This window comes from Psychroserpens sp. BH13MA-6, from assembly GCF_052983595.1.
The window spans coordinates 322548-339022 of record NZ_JBRJGE010000001.1; the positions used below are offsets into that span (position 1 = coordinate 322548).

The 16475-nt window shown below is 34.3% G+C and carries 12 protein-coding genes; all 12 read right to left on the minus strand.

The features are described 5' to 3' along the window. Nucleotides 1–12: 12 nt before the first annotated feature. Nucleotides 13–1791, minus strand: a complete 1779-nt coding sequence (locus ACU8DI_RS01460) for an efflux RND transporter periplasmic adaptor subunit (RefSeq protein WP_103051066.1) — start codon at nucleotides 1789–1791, stop codon at nucleotides 13–15. After that, a complete protein-coding gene (locus tag ACU8DI_RS01465) occupies nucleotides 1781–2263 on the minus strand; it encodes a DUF305 domain-containing protein (protein WP_036122983.1) in 483 nt (160 codons plus the stop codon). Before ACU8DI_RS01465 ends, ACU8DI_RS01460 begins: the two co-directional genes overlap by 11 nt. Nucleotides 2264–2289: 26 nt before the next feature. After that, nucleotides 2290–3081, minus strand: a complete 792-nt coding sequence (locus tag ACU8DI_RS01470) for a cation transporter (protein ID WP_027879802.1) — start codon at nucleotides 3079–3081, stop codon at nucleotides 2290–2292. A 4-nt stretch (nucleotides 3082–3085) separates the two neighbouring features. Then, nucleotides 3086–5581 (minus strand): heavy metal translocating P-type ATPase, encoded by a 2496-nt coding sequence (locus ACU8DI_RS01475; protein ID WP_447110956.1) that lies wholly within the window; start codon nucleotides 5579–5581, stop codon nucleotides 3086–3088. 4 nt (nucleotides 5582–5585) lie between these two features. Next, the gene (locus ACU8DI_RS01480) at nucleotides 5586–6821 is read right to left on the minus strand and encodes a TolC family protein (RefSeq protein ID WP_447110957.1); all 1236 of its coding nucleotides are present in this window, start codon (nucleotides 6819–6821) and stop codon (nucleotides 5586–5588) included. Then, nucleotides 6818–10519 (minus strand): efflux RND transporter permease subunit, encoded by a 3702-nt coding sequence (locus tag ACU8DI_RS01485; protein WP_447110958.1) that lies wholly within the window; start codon nucleotides 10517–10519, stop codon nucleotides 6818–6820. The genes ACU8DI_RS01480 and ACU8DI_RS01485 overlap by 4 nt, the downstream gene beginning before the upstream one ends. A gap of 107 nt (nucleotides 10520–10626) precedes the next feature. Further along, entirely contained in the window at nucleotides 10627–11040 is a 414-nt protein-coding gene (locus ACU8DI_RS01490; protein ID WP_447110959.1) for an HYC_CC_PP family protein, read from the minus strand. Nucleotides 11041–11112: 72 nt separating this feature from the next. Continuing rightward, nucleotides 11113–13065 (minus strand): heavy metal translocating P-type ATPase, encoded by a 1953-nt coding sequence (locus ACU8DI_RS01495; protein WP_447110960.1) that lies wholly within the window; start codon nucleotides 13063–13065, stop codon nucleotides 11113–11115. Continuing rightward, complete coding sequence (locus ACU8DI_RS01500; protein ID WP_447110961.1) at nucleotides 13062–13424, minus strand: DUF3703 domain-containing protein; 363 nt, start codon at nucleotides 13422–13424, stop codon at nucleotides 13062–13064. Before ACU8DI_RS01500 ends, ACU8DI_RS01495 begins: the two co-directional genes overlap by 4 nt. 56 nt (nucleotides 13425–13480) lie before the next feature. Further along, the gene (locus ACU8DI_RS01505; RefSeq protein WP_447110962.1) at nucleotides 13481–13894 is read right to left on the minus strand and encodes a Fur family transcriptional regulator; all 414 of its coding nucleotides are present in this window, start codon (nucleotides 13892–13894) and stop codon (nucleotides 13481–13483) included. Nucleotides 13895–13896: 2 nt separating this feature from the next. Next, a complete protein-coding gene (locus ACU8DI_RS01510) occupies nucleotides 13897–16083 on the minus strand; it encodes a TonB-dependent receptor (RefSeq protein WP_447110963.1) in 2187 nt (728 codons plus the stop codon). 49 nt (nucleotides 16084–16132) lie between these two features. Then, entirely contained in the window at nucleotides 16133–16450 is a 318-nt protein-coding gene (locus tag ACU8DI_RS01515; RefSeq protein WP_447110964.1) for a DUF6660 family protein, read from the minus strand. Between the last annotated feature and the right edge of the window lie 25 nt (nucleotides 16451–16475).

Below are 16475 nucleotides of genomic sequence, written 5' to 3' on the forward strand. Positions count from 1 at the left end.
TTACTTGATTTATTATTCTATTACTTGTTTTACTTCACCACAGGTTAGCATTGCTTCGCCAAAATATGGATTGATTACTTTTTCTTCTTTGCTTAACCAATAAGCACCATTATTGTTATCTGCCATTGGACAAAATTCTACATAGACCTTTTCATTGATACCAAATAGTTGTACAGCATTGATTAGATGTGATGATAAATGTTTAAAATGGTCTCTTTGTGATTTTATATCGGACGTTTCAGAAATTGAAGTTGCAGAAGATTTTATTTCGCCTTCTAATGACATCCAATGGTTATGCGCCTTATTATCTGACAACAATTTCATATCTACTTTGTTCAATTTATTTAATAAAGTTGTTGCGTTTGCTGAAGTACTTATTGAATCTTCTTTTACTAAAGCATCTTTTAAATTGATATACGCATTGTAAACACTATTTAACTGCTCTTGAAATTTCTCTGATACTTCCAAACGCTCATTCATATTAGTGTGGTCACTTTCTTTGTTAGATGCATTGTTATCCATACCTAAATGACCTTCGTGTCCAGTCATTACTTTACCACCATCTTTATTCATCATAGACTTTTTGCCTTGTAATTGTGCTGCTGCATCAACCGTAAATGTTCCGTTAGTCACTATTTCATTTCCAACAAATAAACCTTCTACAACTTCATATTCATTACCAATTTGATTGCCTAATTTAATTTCACGCATTTCAAAAATAGGTTGGTCTGGATTTGTTTTAAGGTACACCACAGAACGTTCACCTGTCCATAATACAGAAGATGCAGGAATTGATAATACTTCATCATTTTTAGCTGTACTGCCTTCAATATTTGCGGTTACAAACATTCCTGGTTTAAATACATCGTCCTTATTGCTTAAAACAACACGTAAGGTTACAGTTCTTGTTTTCGTGTTTAAAACTGGGTCAATGAAATCAACTTTACCTTTAAACTCTTTATTAGGATAAGCATTGGTTGTTATCATCACTTCCTGTCCTTTTTTAAAGCGGTCAATCTGATTTTCATACACATCAAAGTTTCCCCAAACTGTGTTGAGATTGGCAATTTTTAATAAGGGTTGTCCTTGTTTGATGTAATCGCCTTGCTCTACCAATTTTTCTGTAACAGTACCCGAAACGGTTGCATAAACAGGAAAGTTTTCTTTTACTTTTCCTGTTTCTTCAATCTGGTTGATTTGATTTTCAGAGAGTTTCCATAATTTCAATTTATTACGGACTGCTTTGTATAAAGCAGGTTGAGATTCTTTTAAAGAAGCTGCTGTGATTAATTCTTGTTGTGCAGCATAGAGTTCTGGCGAATAAATGGTTGCCAATAATTGACCTTTACGAACTTCTTCGCCTGTAAAACTCACATTCAAACGTTCAATTCTTCCAGCGAAATAACTTACCTGTACTGCATTGGCTTCTTCGTTTTCAGCAATTTTACCAGATAACTTTATGGTGTTGCCTTCAACATTTCCCTTGCCTACAACAGTTGTTTGAATATTGGCTAATGCCATCGCATTTTCTGTTAGTTTAAATTGGTCTGCCATTAAGCCATCACTTCCGCTTTCCGCAGGAATTAAATCCATACCACAAATAGGACAATCGCCTGGTTCTGGTTGCATAATTTGTGGATGCATAGAACACGTCCACATTTGATTGGTTGCTGCAACCGCATCGTGATTATGGTCTGTTTCTTCATTTGTCGAGCCACCAAAAAGCAACCAACCCAATAACACACCTACTACGAGTATGCCAATATATATGACTATTTTATTATTTTTCATTCTCTAATCGTTTTATCATTGCTTTCATTTCTTCTATTTCTTTACGTTGTGCTTTTATAATGTCTTCTGCTAATTTTTTAACTTCTGGGTCTTGAATATCTGCTCTCTCACTTGTTAAAATAGCGATAGAATGATGTGGTATCATTGCTTTCATCCAAAGGACATCACCAATAATGGGTGCTTGTGTTCTTACCAACCCTAATGCACCAACAAACAGAATGAAACTACTTGCGAGTATTGCGATATTCTTCTTTTTATCATTATACATTTTTCGCATAAAAAACCACATTATTACTGCCATTGTTGAAATCCCTAAACACGTCATATAGAATCGTGTTAGACTAAACCATACGTGGTCTATGGAATAGGTGTTTAAATACATCGTTATGTACATTGCTACAAATGAGCAAGCCAACATTATAAAGAAGGTTTTGTAATTTCCTTTGTTTGAGTGTTCTTTTGAATTTTCCATATTTTTTGATTTTATAGTTAAACTTTTTACTTACTTAATTTTAATATCCTGAATGCACCTTGTATCACCAATCCAAATACAATGATTCCTATAATTAAATCTGGAATACCAGAATGCAGCCAATTGACTAAAACGCCTGCTGTAATTACGCCAAGATTTATTATAATATCGTTAGAGGTAAAAATCATACTGGCACGCATATGTGCTTCTTGACTTTTAGATTTTTGTAAGAGGTACAAGCAAATGCCATTTGCAATCAAAGCAAATACTGAAACTATAATCATTGTTGAAAATACAGGTAAAGCTTCATAGCCTAAAAATCTACGTATTACCTCAACGATTCCGATAATTGCAAGTGTTATCTGAAAATAGCCTGCATATTTTGCAATCCGTTTCTTTTTTAAAACTGTACCACCAACCGCTATTAAACTCAATCCGTAAACAAATGAATCTGCCAACATATCTAAACTATCAGCAACTAATCCCATTGATTTTGAAATAAGTCCTGTACTCATTTCGATAATAAAAAATGCAAAATTGATGATTAGAACTGTCCACAACAGTTTGGATTGACTCCTTGTAGATTCAGTAATAATTGTGTCTGTATCTTCTGAACTGATTAAACTTTCATTTAATTTTAATTCATTTAAGGCATTACCAATTTCATTTACATTTGAATTATGATATAGTGTTAAGATTCTTTCTTCTAAATTAAAATCAAGTTGTTTGATACCATCTATATCAGATAGCTTCATCTTAATTAGATTTTCTTCAGAAGGACAATCCATTTTTGATATTTTGAAAACTGTTTTCTGCATATAATTAAATGTTTTTTGTTCTTAATCGTAATGCGTTACCTATTACCGAAACCGAGCTAAAACTCATTGCTAAAGCTGCTATCATTGGCGAGAGTAGTATTCCGAAGAATGGAAACAACACACCTGCTGCAATAGGTACACCTAAAGTGTTGTAGATAAGTGCAAAAAATAGGTTTTGCTTAATGTTCTTCATTACAGCATTACTCAAATTTTTTGCTTTTACAATACCGTGTAAATCGCCTTTTACTAAAGTTATCATAGCACTTTCTATCGCTACGTCTGTTCCAGTTCCCATAGCAATACCGACATCACTTTTAGCCAATGCTGGTGCATCGTTAATACCATCACCTGCCATAGCAACTACTTTTCCGTTTTCTTGTAATTTTTCTACTTCTTTGAGTTTGTCCTCTGGTAACATACTGGCTTTAAAATCTGCAAGATTTAGTTCTGATGCTACTGCTTGTGCTGTATCGTGATTATCACCTGTAAGCATTATAACATCAATCCCTTTATCTTGAAGTGCTTTAATGGCTTTAGCACTTGTTTCTTTTATTTTATCGCCTATAACTACATATCCAACTACGGTTTCATCTATTGACAAATAAGAAACTGTTTTACCCTGTTCTTGGTAAGATTTAGCTTCGTCTTTCATTTTAGAAGTAATATCCGCTTTAGCATATTCCATCATTTTAGGATTTCCTAATGCTACTTTTTTTCCATCTATTTTGGCTTCAACACCTTTTCCGGTAACAGCACTAAAATCTTCTGACTTTAAAATTTCTGCGTTGTGTTCTTTGCCATATTTAACTGTCGCTTCTGCCAAAGGATGTTCGCTATTTGTATTTAATGACACGATGTATTGTAACACTTCTTTTTCGCTTAAAGCATCATTAAAAGCTCCAACGGTTTCAACTGTTGGTTTTCCTTCGGTAATTGTTCCTGTCTTGTCAACGATAAGCGTATTTACCTTATCCATTTTTTCAAGAGCTTCAGCATTTTTAATCAATACACCATTTTGAGCACCTTTACCCACACCAACCATTACAGACATTGGTGTTGCTAAACCTAAAGCACAAGGACAAGCAATGATTAGTACTGCAATTGCATTGACAAACGCATACACATAAACTGGTTCTGGTCCCCAAATAGACCATACAATAAATGTGATAATAGAAATAAGAACTACAACTGGCACAAAATAGCCTGAAACTTTATCTGCTAAATTTTGAATAGGTGCACGACTTCTACTGGCATCATTAACCATATGAATGATTTGTGATAATAAAGTGTCACTTCCTACCTTTTCTGCTTTCATTAAAAAGGATTGATTCCCATTAATGGTTCCGCTACTTACTTTATCTTCTTGAGATTTGTTTACAGGAATAGGTTCGCCTGTAATCATAGATTCATCAATAGTTGTTTCGCCTTCAGTTATCACACCATCCACAGGAATTTTATCTCCTGGTTTCACTTTTAGAATATCATTAAGTTCTATCTCGTCAATACTGACTTCAACTTCTTCACCATCTACTATTTTTATGGCTTTATTAGGTGCTAATTTCAACAGTTCTTTTACTGCCGAATTGGTTTTACTATGTGCACGAGCTTCTAACAATTGACCTAAAAGCACTAACGTTAAAATCACAGTTGCTGCTTCAAAATAGACGTGAACTGCACCTGATTCTGTTTTAAATTGACTTGGAAATACGTCTGGAAAGAACATACCAAAAACACTAAACGACCACGCCACACCTGCACCAATCCCAATAAGTGTAAACATATTGAGATTCCAAGTCTTAATGCTTTTATAGGCACGTTCAAAGAACATCCAAGTGGCATAAAACACTACTGGAATTGATAATGCAAACTGAATCCAGTTCCAATATTTCTGTTCCATTATATCGTACAACGGATTGTTATTGAGCATTTCGCTCATAGCCATTAAGAAAATGGGCAAGGTAAATGCTGTGGCAATCCAAAATTTCTTTAATAGCTTTTTATACGTTTTTTCTTCTGCTGAACTATCTGCTTCCATTGGCACTAAATCCATCCCACAAATAGGACACGAACCTGCTTCTTCTTTTACAATTTCTGGATGCATCGGACACGTCCATTGTTCCTTTGAAGTTGCTGATAGATTTTGTTCTTCCACCAAATCCATTCCGCAAACAGGACAATCACCTGGTTTGTTATAGATTTTATCGCCTTCGCAATGCATAGGACAATAAAATGTGCCTGTACCTTTAGGTTGCTTTTCCTTTTTAGCTTCTGAATGCTGATGGTGTTCACCTTGTTTATGAATGCTATATGTACCACCATCCTTTTTTAAGGCTTCTTGAAATGTTTCTATGGGAATATGTGATTCCATTTCTATGTTAGCTTCTGCCTTATCTAAATCGACTGTTGCTTTTGAAACACCTCCTACTTTAGAGAGCGTTTCCTCAACGTGACTGCGACAACCGTTGCAGGTCATTCCGTGTATGTGATATGTGTGTGTCATTGTTTTACTGAATTAAATAATTAATGATTGTACTTTGCACATAGTAGGTCTTCACAGATTCTATTTGGTTCATTTGAAACTTTAGCTGCAACTCTTGAATATCCAAAACATCATTAAAATCAATGGTTCCTGTTTCGTAACTTTTTATTAGAATGTCTTCTGCATCTTTAGCCTGTTTTAGGTTTTTGACTTGGGTAGCATAACTTATTCTTGCAGAAATGCGTTCGTTAATCGCCTTGTCTAAAAGCGTTTCCAATGCATTTAAACGTTCCTGTTTTTGAGCAGTAATTTCCTGCTGTTGCAAATCATTTTGTTTGGTTTGGGATTTATATTTCTTATTGAAAATTGGGATAGATAACGAAACCATTGGCATTACAATATCCTTTCCGTTATCGCTGAAATCCATATTTGGTCTTTCAGCAACATTGATATAATCTAATCCAAAACCAATCATTGGACTGCTTTCTTTTTGATTCAATAATTCTGATTGCTCTATGGATTGATAGAGCTTATCATATTTTAGTAATTCAGGATGTAATGCTAAATTTCCAGAAGTAATATCAAAGTCTTCAGAAGGTATAATTAAACTATCTACCACATTCACGGTAACATCATTATCTCTATTCAATAGATTATTGAAGTTAGTTTGTTCTGCTAAAAATTGTTGTTGCAATACCTCTTGTAATTTTTGCATTTCGTTTTGACGCATTTGCAATCGCAACACATCTACTGCGGATGCTTTACCAACCTCAACAGAAGTTAATGCCAACGTCTCATAAGTTTCTAATAGTTTGATGTTTTCAGTTAAAACCTCTTGCTTTGCTTTGTTGGCGTATAGATTATAATAGGATTGTGATACCGAAGCCATTAGTTTTCGCTTTGCGATAACAATGTCCTCGTATTTAGCATCTGCCAATGAACTTACATAGTTTTCTCTCGATGTAATGGTTCCGAACCACGGTAACATTTGTTTAGCAGATACTTTAAAGCGTTGTGCACCTGTTCTGGTTTCCGGTTCACTTACAAAGTAACCGACACCAAATTCGGTATTAGGAATAGTATTGACTTCGTTTACTTTTTCAGAAGCTCTTTTGTATTGTAACTCAAACTTTTGAATCTCTGGGTTGTTAGCTACTGCTTCATTGATTAACGTTTCTAATTGCTGTGCATTTCCAATGAGAACAAAGAATAACGAACAAAGAATAAAGACTGATTTTATGTATGATTTTATCTGTTTCATTTTACAGTTCTTTTAAGTTGAAATTCGGCTTTCCAGCTATATAATACTGGAACTACAAATAAGGTTATTAAGGCTATAAGCATTCCACCAAAACTTGGTATTGCCATAGGTATCATTATATCACTTCCTCGACCTGTAGAGGTTAATACTGGTAATAATGCTAAAATGGTTGTAGCTGTAGTCATTAAACAGGGTCTGATTCGTTTTTCTCCTGCTTCAACAACTGATGCTCTAATTTCCTTTTTATTATCTGGTGTGTTTCTATCGAATGTTTGGGTTAAATAAGTTGCCATTACTACACCATCATCGGTTGCAATACCAAATAGTGCAATAAACCCAACCCAAACTGCTACACTTAAATTAATAGGATGCATCTGGAATAAGTCTCGCATATTTTCCCCAAAGAAATTAAAATTTAAAAACCAACCTTGACCATAGAGCCATATCATTATAAAACCACCTGCAAACGCCACTGCAATACCTGTGAATACCATTAGTGATGTCCCTACAGAACGGAATTGGAAATACAGAATTAAGAAAATGATGGCCAATGCTAAAGGCACAACAACCGACAAAGTTTTTTCTGCTCGTAATTGATTTTCGTAAGTTCCTGTGAATGCATAGTTGATTCCTTTTGGAACTATCAATTCACCAGAATCTATCTTTTCTTGGATTAGTGCTTGTGCATTTTCTACGACATTGACTTCTGCAAAACCATCCATTTTATCAAACAAGACATAGCCTACTAAAAAAGTATCTTCACTTTTAATGACTTGTGGACCTTGTTCGTAACGAATAGTTGCCAATTCGCTTAATGGCACAGGACTTCCTTTTTCTACTGGCACATAAATCTGTTGTAAGTCTGTTGGGTTTGCTCGTAATTCTCTTGGGTATCGTACTCGAACACCATAGCGTTCTCGACCTTCAACCGTTTGGGTTAATACCATACCACCAACTGCTACTTTTAATACATCTTGAACATCTTGTATCGAAATGCCATAACGTGCAATTTTCTCTCTGTCAATATCAATGAGCAGATAAGGCTTACCAACAATTCGGTCTGCAAAAACAGCTTCCTTTTTAACCCCTTTAGCTTCCTTGATAATGTTTTCTAATTGCATACCAAACGCTTCAATTTGTTTTAGGTCTTGACCTTTTACTTTAATTCCCATTGGTGCTCGCATTCCTGTTTGAAGCATCACTAATCGGGTTTCAATAGGTTGTAGTTTTGGTGCAGAAGTGACACCTGGTAGTTTGGTGACTTTTACAATTTCATTCCAAATATCGTCTGGTGATTGTATTTCTGGTCGCCAATTACGATAGAACTCGCCATCATCGTCGGGAATGAGTTGTACTTTTGCATTAAGAGATTGCCACGCTTCACGTTGTTCCGCTCGCAATGACATTCCATTTTTTAATACATATTCACCATCATCATTGATTTTATAACGTTGACGCTGTCCGTTTTCATTCAGCATATATTCTGGTTTGTACTGAATGATGTTTTCATACATTGATAAAGGTGCTGGGTCTAAAGCCGATTCTGTACGACCTGCTTTACCAACCACAGTTTTTATCTCTGGAATACTGGCGACAGCCATATCCAATTGCTGTAAAACACGTTTGTTTTCTTCCACACCAGAATGAGGCATCGAGGTTGGCATTAGTAGAAAAGAACCTTCATTTAATGATGGCATAAACTCTTTACCTGTGTTTTTCATAATGAAAAATCCTGCAATGACAATAGCAGTTGGAACAGACAAAAAGAGCAACTTATTATCTAAACACCACTTTAAAATGCGTGTGTAATATTTGATGAATAATGAGAAAACACCCAATAAACCAAAGCAAATAACACTAACAAAAATGAGATTCCAGAAAATGCTTTTATCAACGCCTAATGGCCTCCAATATTCGGCTAACAAGAACACAATAGCTGATACAGAAATGATAATATTAATAAGGTTAGCTTGCTTGTCTGTTATCTTACTTTGAAGATTGAGAAGTGCTGTAATTCCAAACGTTATCAAAATTAATCCTAACCAATACCCATAAATTATGGCAGCGATTCCTAACGCCATTAAAACACCATTTAAAACATATTTAAAAGTGTTTTTAATGTTTTTCTTTCTGAATAAAAATGCAGCAAACGGTGGAATTAAAAACAAAGCTACAATAATGGATGCTGTTAGTGCAAAAGTCTTTGTGAAGGCTAATGGTCTAAATAGTTTTCCTTCCGCTCCAATCATTGTAAATACAGGAATGAAACTGATAATCGTAGTCATTACTGCGGTTACGATTGCACCAGAAACTTCTGCTGTTGCGTTATAAACTACCGTATTAATGGATTGCGTTCCATCATCTTCATCTAAATGCCGAATGATATTTTCTGATAGTATGACACCAACATCGACCATTGTACCGATAGCAATAGCAATACCTGATAAAGCGACAATGTTGGCATCTACACCAAAGAGTTTCATTGCAATAAATACCATTAAAACTGCAACAGGTAATAGTCCAGAAATTAATACGGAAGCTCGTAGATTAAACACCATAATAATTATTACTAAAATGGTAATCAATATTTCAAGAGTTAAGGCTTGGTTAAGTGTGCCTAATGTTTCTTGTATCAATTCTGTTCTGTCATAAAAAGGCACTATGGTTACTTGTGAGGTTCTACCATCCGCTAATACTTTCGAAGGTAATCCTGCGCTTAACTCGTTAATTTTTTCCTTTACGTTATTAATGACTTCCATTGGATTTGCGCCATAACGAGCCACCACAACAGCACCAACAACCTCTGCACCTTCTTTATCTAATAAACCACGTCTTGTTGCAGGACCTAATGAAACTTTACCAATATCCTTTATCCTAATTGAAGTATAATCTTCTGAAGTGACTACTGCATTTTCGATGTCTGAAATGGATTTCACATAACCCAAACCACGAACTAAATATTCGGCTTGGTTAATTTCCAAAGTCTGTGCACCAATATCTTTATTACTTTCCTTAACTGCTTTAACAACTTGGTTTAAACCAATGTCGTATTGACGCATCAATTCTGGATTCACATCGACTTGATATTCCTGTACATAACCACCAATAGATGCAACTTCAGATACACCACTTGCAGAGGACAACGCATACTTTACATAGTAATCTTGAATACTTCGTAATTCCTGTAAATCCCAACCACCAGTTACATTTCCGTTTTCGTCACGACCTTCTAAAGTGTACCAAAATATTTGTCCTAATCCTGTAGCATCTGGACCCAAAGCAGGATTAACACCTTCGGGTAATAAACCACTTGGTAAGGAATTAAGTTTTTCGAGAATACGACTTCTACTCCAGTAAAATTCTATGTCTTCTTCAAAAATGATATAGATACTTGAAAAGCCAAACATAGAAGAACTACGAATGGTTTTTACTCCAGGAATACCGAGTAAAGATGTTGTAAGTGGATAGGTAATTTGGTCTTCAATATCTTGTGGTGAGCGACCATCCCATTTTGTAAAAACGATTTGTTGGTTTTCGCCTATATCTGGTATGGCATCTACAGCAACTGGATTACTTGGTAAGAAACCAGTATCCCAATTGAAAGGTGCATTAACCGTTCCCCATCCTACAAAAAGGACGAGTAGCAGAACTGCAACGAGTTTATTTTCTATTAAAAATTTGATGCTTTTATTGAGCATTGGCTTTGATTATTAAACAGTTAGACATTGGTGTAAGAAAATACCGAATACAGCAAATTATCCTTACGACATAAAGCCATAGGATAAAACAGTCTATTGTTTAAAAATCAAATTAAGTATGTTTCGTCAATCTTGTAGAGTTGCCTTATGACGAGTGGCGGTTTATATTCTTCGTAAGTAGAAACGTTATTTTCTAAACCTTCAAAAAGGTTAATGTAAGTGTAAACAAATGAAGCTATAAATACTTGTTGTTCAAATGTGATTTTGTCAACTTGCAATTGTAATTGGTCTTGACCTTCAATTGCTAATTGTTCATCATCACAACAATTTTTCTTGGTAATAGAACATCCTTCGGTTGAAGGCTTTTCCATTTCCATTCCGCACCCTTTGGCCTTATGAAAAATAGCAGTTTCTACTAAAGTATCTCCGCAATAATGCATATTCACAGTAAATGACATTGTAGAAAATAACACTACAAAAACCATTACTAAAGACATTATTTTATGGAAAAATTGCTTCATATCTATTTGCAAAGGTATAAAAATTTAATATATGTTAATTTTGTTTAACAGAAGTTTAATTGACTAATCTGCTTAACCCCAACTCATTCGTTGTAATCTAACTGCATTCAATATTGCTAACAATGCTACACCTACATCTGCAAAAACTGCTTCCCACATTGTGGCTAAACCACCTGCTCCTAAAATCAAGACAATGACTTTAACACCAAACGCTAAAATGATATTCTGCCAAACAATTTTTCGTGTGGAACGACTTATTTTAATGGCTCTAACAACTTTTGAAGGCTGGTCGGTTTGAATGATAACGTCTGCTGTTTCAATAGCTACATCACTACCTAAACCACCCATTGCAATACCAACGTTACTCGCTGCTAAAACTGGTGCATCGTTAATACCATCACCTATAAAGGCTATTTTGTTTTCAGGATTTTTCTTTAAAATTTCAACTTCGTTTAATTTATCTTCTGGAAGCAAACCACCTTTTGCATCTTCGATGTTCAACTCTTTAGCGACTTGTTGCGTAATGGAATCTTTATCACCGGAAAGCATCATAATATTTTTAATACCTACTTTGTGTAATGCTGTAATAGTTTCTTTTGCATCTTCCTTTAATTCATCTGCTATGACTACATAACCTGCAAATTGATTATCGATTGCAACTAATACTATCGATTCTACAATAGATTCCGTTTCAGATGGAACATCAATATTATTAGTAGTCATTAAGGCTTTATTACCTACTAAAACTGTTTTACCATTTACAATGCCTTTTAAACCTTTACCAGCAATTTCAGAAACGTCTTGAGCTTCAAAATCTTCTCCTTCTGATTTATACTCTAAAATTGCTTTAGCAATTGGATGCGTGGATTGTTCTTCCATCGCCATTAAATATTGCATAAATTCGGTTTCTTTCCAATCAATTGCTTTTACTTCTTTGATTTTGAAAACACCTTTGGTAACTGTTCCTGTTTTATCCATCACCAATGTATTTATCTTGGTCATTGCATCTAAAAATGAAGCACCTTTGAACAATATTCCATTTTTTGAAGCTGCTCCCAAACCACCGAAATAACCTAATGGAATTGAAATCACTAACGCACAAGGACAAGATATTACCAAGAAAATTAATGCTCTATATAACCAATCTCTAAAGACATAATCATCTACAAAAAAGTAAGGAATGAATGTCACGCCTATAGCCAAGAACACCACAATTGGTGTGTAGATACGAGCAAACTGTCTAATAAATAATTCTGTTTTAGATTTACGTGCTGTAGCATTTTGAACCAAGTCTAATATTCTCGCAATAGAACTGTCTTCAAACTTATTGGTTACCTCAACTTCAATAACGCTTTCTAAATTAATACTACCTGCATAAACCTTGGCTTCCTTCTGAATGGAATCTGGTTTGCTCTCGCCTGTTAATGCTGCGGTGTTTAACGATGCTTTTTCGGATAATAAAATACCATCCAATGGAATTTTTTCACCTACTCGAATTTGAATTTTCTCTCCAATATTTACAGCTTCTGGCGACACACTAACATAATCACCATCACGAAATACATTGGCTTCTTTTGGCCTAACATCTAACAAGGCTTTAATATTTCCTTTTGCTCTGTTGACTGCTGCGTTTTGAAATAATTCTCCTACTGCATAAAATAGCATTACTGCAACACCTTCTGGATATTCACCAATTATAAATGCACCAATTGTAGCAATAGACATTAAAAAGAACTCGGTAAAAACATCGCCTTTTATAAGACTTTTCCATCCTTCTTTAATTACTGGAAATCCAACAGGAATATATGCTAAAGTGTACCAAACTACTCGAATCCATCCTTCAAATTGAGGAATGGCATCAAAATAATCTACAGCGATACCTACCATTAACATAACAAAACTTATAATAGCAGGAATGTATGTTTTGAATGCACTTCCATTACCGTGGTCGTGACCATCATCGTGAGAATGTTGTTCTTCTGAATTTGGTTTTAAATCTCTTAAATTGACTTTCTTTTTTTTCATTTAATATCTAATAATTTTTCAATGTCATTGGGAATAGGCATTCGTTTTAATGGTGGCACGTTTGCTCCACCTGTATTACCAAGTGGAACGTGATTTATAAATGATTTCCACCCACCCACAAGCAACCTAATTATTTGACCTATTACTTCTTTCGTATCTTTTTGTCTAAATCCAAACTTTAGCATAAGCCAATGTGAATAGGTATGTTCTATAGGATAAGATTGTCCTATTATATGACTACGTTCTAAATGATACCAAGCATCACCAAAATGCTTATTTTCTAAACAGAAACTGTATAGTTTTAATTCTTCGTTATACGCCTGTTTCAGATGTTTAGGTATTTTAGTATTAAACTTCATATCCTCTAATTTTGGATAAATGTACTTTAATAGTAAGTGCAATGGAAGTGCAATTATTAGCCACTACACTTATCGCAAATACCTTTTACCACCAAATTTACATTCTCTGATACAAAACCATCAGGTACTTTAATTTGCGGTATTTTATGTTCTGTTAGGCAAATGGTTTCATTACAATTGTTACAATGGAAATGTAAGTGTAAATCGGTTTTTATATCACAATTACATCCCTTTTCGCATAACGCATATTTTGTAAGCCCTGTGCCATCATCTATTTGATGCACAATATCCTTTTCTTCAAAAGTTTTAATAGTTCTGTACAAGGTAGTTCTATCTGCTTTTTCAAAAGCACTTTCAATGTCACTCAATGTTACTGCTATTTCTTTTTCTGCAAGAAACTTATAAATTAATATACGCATTGCTGTAACACGAATATTTTTTGACTCTAATACTTGTTCTATTGTTTCCATATTTAATCGTTGTCTTCGTTACCAAATGGTTTAATTATCAGTCCTACACTAAATATAAAACCATCTGTAGGTGCATAAATCTCTGGAAAAACAGGATTGTCGTGTGGCGGTAAAACCAAAGGTGAAAACCTGCTTTGTCTTCTATCTGTAAAATTCTCAAAATTGACAAATACACTTCCTAATTTAAAATTACGCATAACCAATAAACCCATAGTCACAAAGTCAGTAGTTTCTGTTCCATTTGATAAAAACTGTTTGCCAGTATAAAAGGTTTCATAACCAATTCGCCATTTTTCAGATTCGTACATTAATACACTTCCTGCGTTATGTTTTGCGGTTAATGGTTTCTGTGGATTGCCAGATAAATAATTTAGTTTAGTATCAATAAGCGCATAGTTTAAAAACCATCTAAAGTCTTTGTAAGTAAATTTAATATTGGTTTCTGCTCCTTTACTTAAAATTTCATCTGTTGCATTTTCAAACTGAAATAATCCGTTATCTGTAGAATTTAAAAGCAGTCCATCATTTATAGCAGTCACATAGAATAATTGGTTTATAGAAAATCCAATCTCATCAGATAATCGTGTTTGATAGTTTATATCGAAATTAACACCAAAAGAACGTTCTGCATCTACTGTAGATTTGTCTATGGCGAGCACATTTTCAAAATTGATATACTCTGCTTCTTCTGTAAAAATATCAGGAATCTTATACCCTAAACCACCACCAATTCTACTTGAAAATCCACTATTATTTTTATAGAGTAATGAAATTCTTGGAAGAGGAAAAAAACCGTAATCAGTATTATAATCTGCTCTTAATCCTGTTTCTAATATCCAATTTTCTGATAGGTCATAGATATTATTTGCAAATGCTCCAAAGGTCACATCTTTTTGGTCTCTTTGTAATGGTGCGCTATCATTTTCATCAAAATTTGAGGTATAAAGATTAGCTCCAACTATCCAATCCGTTTTTTCTGATGCTGTGTTATATGCAATTTCAGTAAACGTGTTTGTTTGCTTACCGTCAAAATTAAAGTCAGGAACGGTTAAATTCCTATCGAAAAAAGAGACACTATTTTTAAATTCTAATGAACTAACGGAATCTAATATTGTTTGATATACTAATTGACTGCTTAATCGTTTTGAATTGTTCTCTTCTGTATATTGATGAATACCTTCTTCACCACTTTCAATTTTTGTAATATCTCCACCAATTCTATCGTCATACGTACCGTTTAACCCAAACCAAAGTGTTGTTTTATCTGATGGATAAAAGAACAGTTTTGGGTTAAATGAAATTGATGTTGTTTTTGGTAGGTTACTAAAACCATCATCTTCTGGGTCGTATGCTTTTTGGTAATGACCAGAACCGTAAAGCGAAACACCGAATTTTTCATTTCGTTTACTATAAAATACATTGGCTGTACTTCCTAACGCTTGTGTTTGTGTGAGCATTATATCTAATGCAGGTTCAAAGTCTGGTGTTTTAGACACCATATTCACCAATCCTGCAATAGCACCTCCACCATAAAGTGTTGATGAACTTCCTTTAATAATCTCAAATTGTTGTAAATCTAAAGGTGGGATTTGTAAAATACTTAACCCACTTGAAAAACCACCATATAATGGAAATCCATCTCTTAAAAGCTGTGTATACCTACCATCCAATCCTTGAATACGAATATTGGTACTCCCACTACTTAAAGATGTTTGTTGCATCTGTATTCCTGTACTTTCTCGAAGCACCATAGAAATATTAGTAGGATTCATTATAGCTTTTTCTCCTAATTCCTCTGCACCTATAAACTCTATACGTGTCGGTATTTTTCTAACGGTTCTCGTACTTCTTGAAGATTGCAGTACTACAGCATCTAATTGATTGCCACCTTCTTTTAATTTAAAGACTAACGCTGTATTACTTGGAATTTGAATTGTTGTCTCAAATGTTTCAAAGCCTAAAAAAGAAATTATTATTTGATGCTGACCATCTGGAATTTCTGTAAAAGTTGCAATACCATCAAAATCGGTTACTGCTCCTTTTTCTAATGCTTCAAAGTAAACTGTAGCACCCAGCAAAGGCTCGTTATCAGCTTCTGTTAGGACTTTTATTTGTATGTCTGACGTTTGTGCCTGTAACGATAGGCAAAGTATTAATATGAGCTTTATGCTCAATAGGTATTTATTCATTGAATTGCATTTGTAATTAACTAAATAATTGATTTAAAATCGATTTGTTTTAGCTAATTACTTGTGGCGGATGCCAAATATTGGAAAGGAAATTAAACCCGTAAATAGGCTGATATGTAGAAATTAACTCCGTTGAGATTTCAACATTGAGTTTTAAATCAAATGTCTTGATTGGTTCGTAAGTAATTGTCATACCGCAACAATTACAAATACAAGTGACAGGACAAGAATCGTCACTATCTTCTTGATGATTATGCTCAACACTGATTTCCTCGTGCTGTTGGTCTTCAATATTTTGACCATCAGAACAAGGTAATACAGATAATGTTAGTATTGTTATAGCTAATATGTGTGCTAAGAATTTCATCGAAGCAAAGATACTAATTTATTAG

Coding starts and splice junctions, on each gene's coding strand:
- ACU8DI_RS01505 (WP_447110962.1), bottom strand. CDS start 13,894: ATGGAAACAATAGAACAAGTATTAGAGTCAAAAAATATTCGTGTTACA.
- ACU8DI_RS01510 (WP_447110963.1), bottom strand. CDS start 16,083: ATGAATAAATACCTATTGAGCATAAAGCTCATATTAATACTTTGCCTA.
- ACU8DI_RS01470 (WP_027879802.1), bottom strand. CDS start 3,081: ATGCAGAAAACAGTTTTCAAAATATCAAAAATGGATTGTCCTTCTGAA.
- ACU8DI_RS01515 (WP_447110964.1), bottom strand. CDS start 16,450: ATGAAATTCTTAGCACACATATTAGCTATAACAATACTAACATTATCT.
- ACU8DI_RS01500 (WP_447110961.1), bottom strand. CDS start 13,424: ATGAAGTTTAATACTAAAATACCTAAACATCTGAAACAGGCGTATAAC.
- ACU8DI_RS01480 (WP_447110957.1), bottom strand. CDS start 6,821: ATGAAACAGATAAAATCATACATAAAATCAGTCTTTATTCTTTGTTCG.
- ACU8DI_RS01495 (WP_447110960.1), bottom strand. CDS start 13,065: ATGAAAAAAAAGAAAGTCAATTTAAGAGATTTAAAACCAAATTCAGAA.
- ACU8DI_RS01490 (WP_447110959.1), bottom strand. CDS start 11,040: ATGAAGCAATTTTTCCATAAAATAATGTCTTTAGTAATGGTTTTTGTA.
- ACU8DI_RS01475 (WP_447110956.1), bottom strand. CDS start 5,581: ATGACACACACATATCACATACACGGAATGACCTGCAACGGTTGTCGC.
- ACU8DI_RS01460 (WP_103051066.1), bottom strand. CDS start 1,791: ATGAAAAATAATAAAATAGTCATATATATTGGCATACTCGTAGTAGGT.
- ACU8DI_RS01465 (WP_036122983.1), bottom strand. CDS start 2,263: ATGGAAAATTCAAAAGAACACTCAAACAAAGGAAATTACAAAACCTTC.
- ACU8DI_RS01485 (WP_447110958.1), bottom strand. CDS start 10,519: ATGCTCAATAAAAGCATCAAATTTTTAATAGAAAATAAACTCGTTGCA.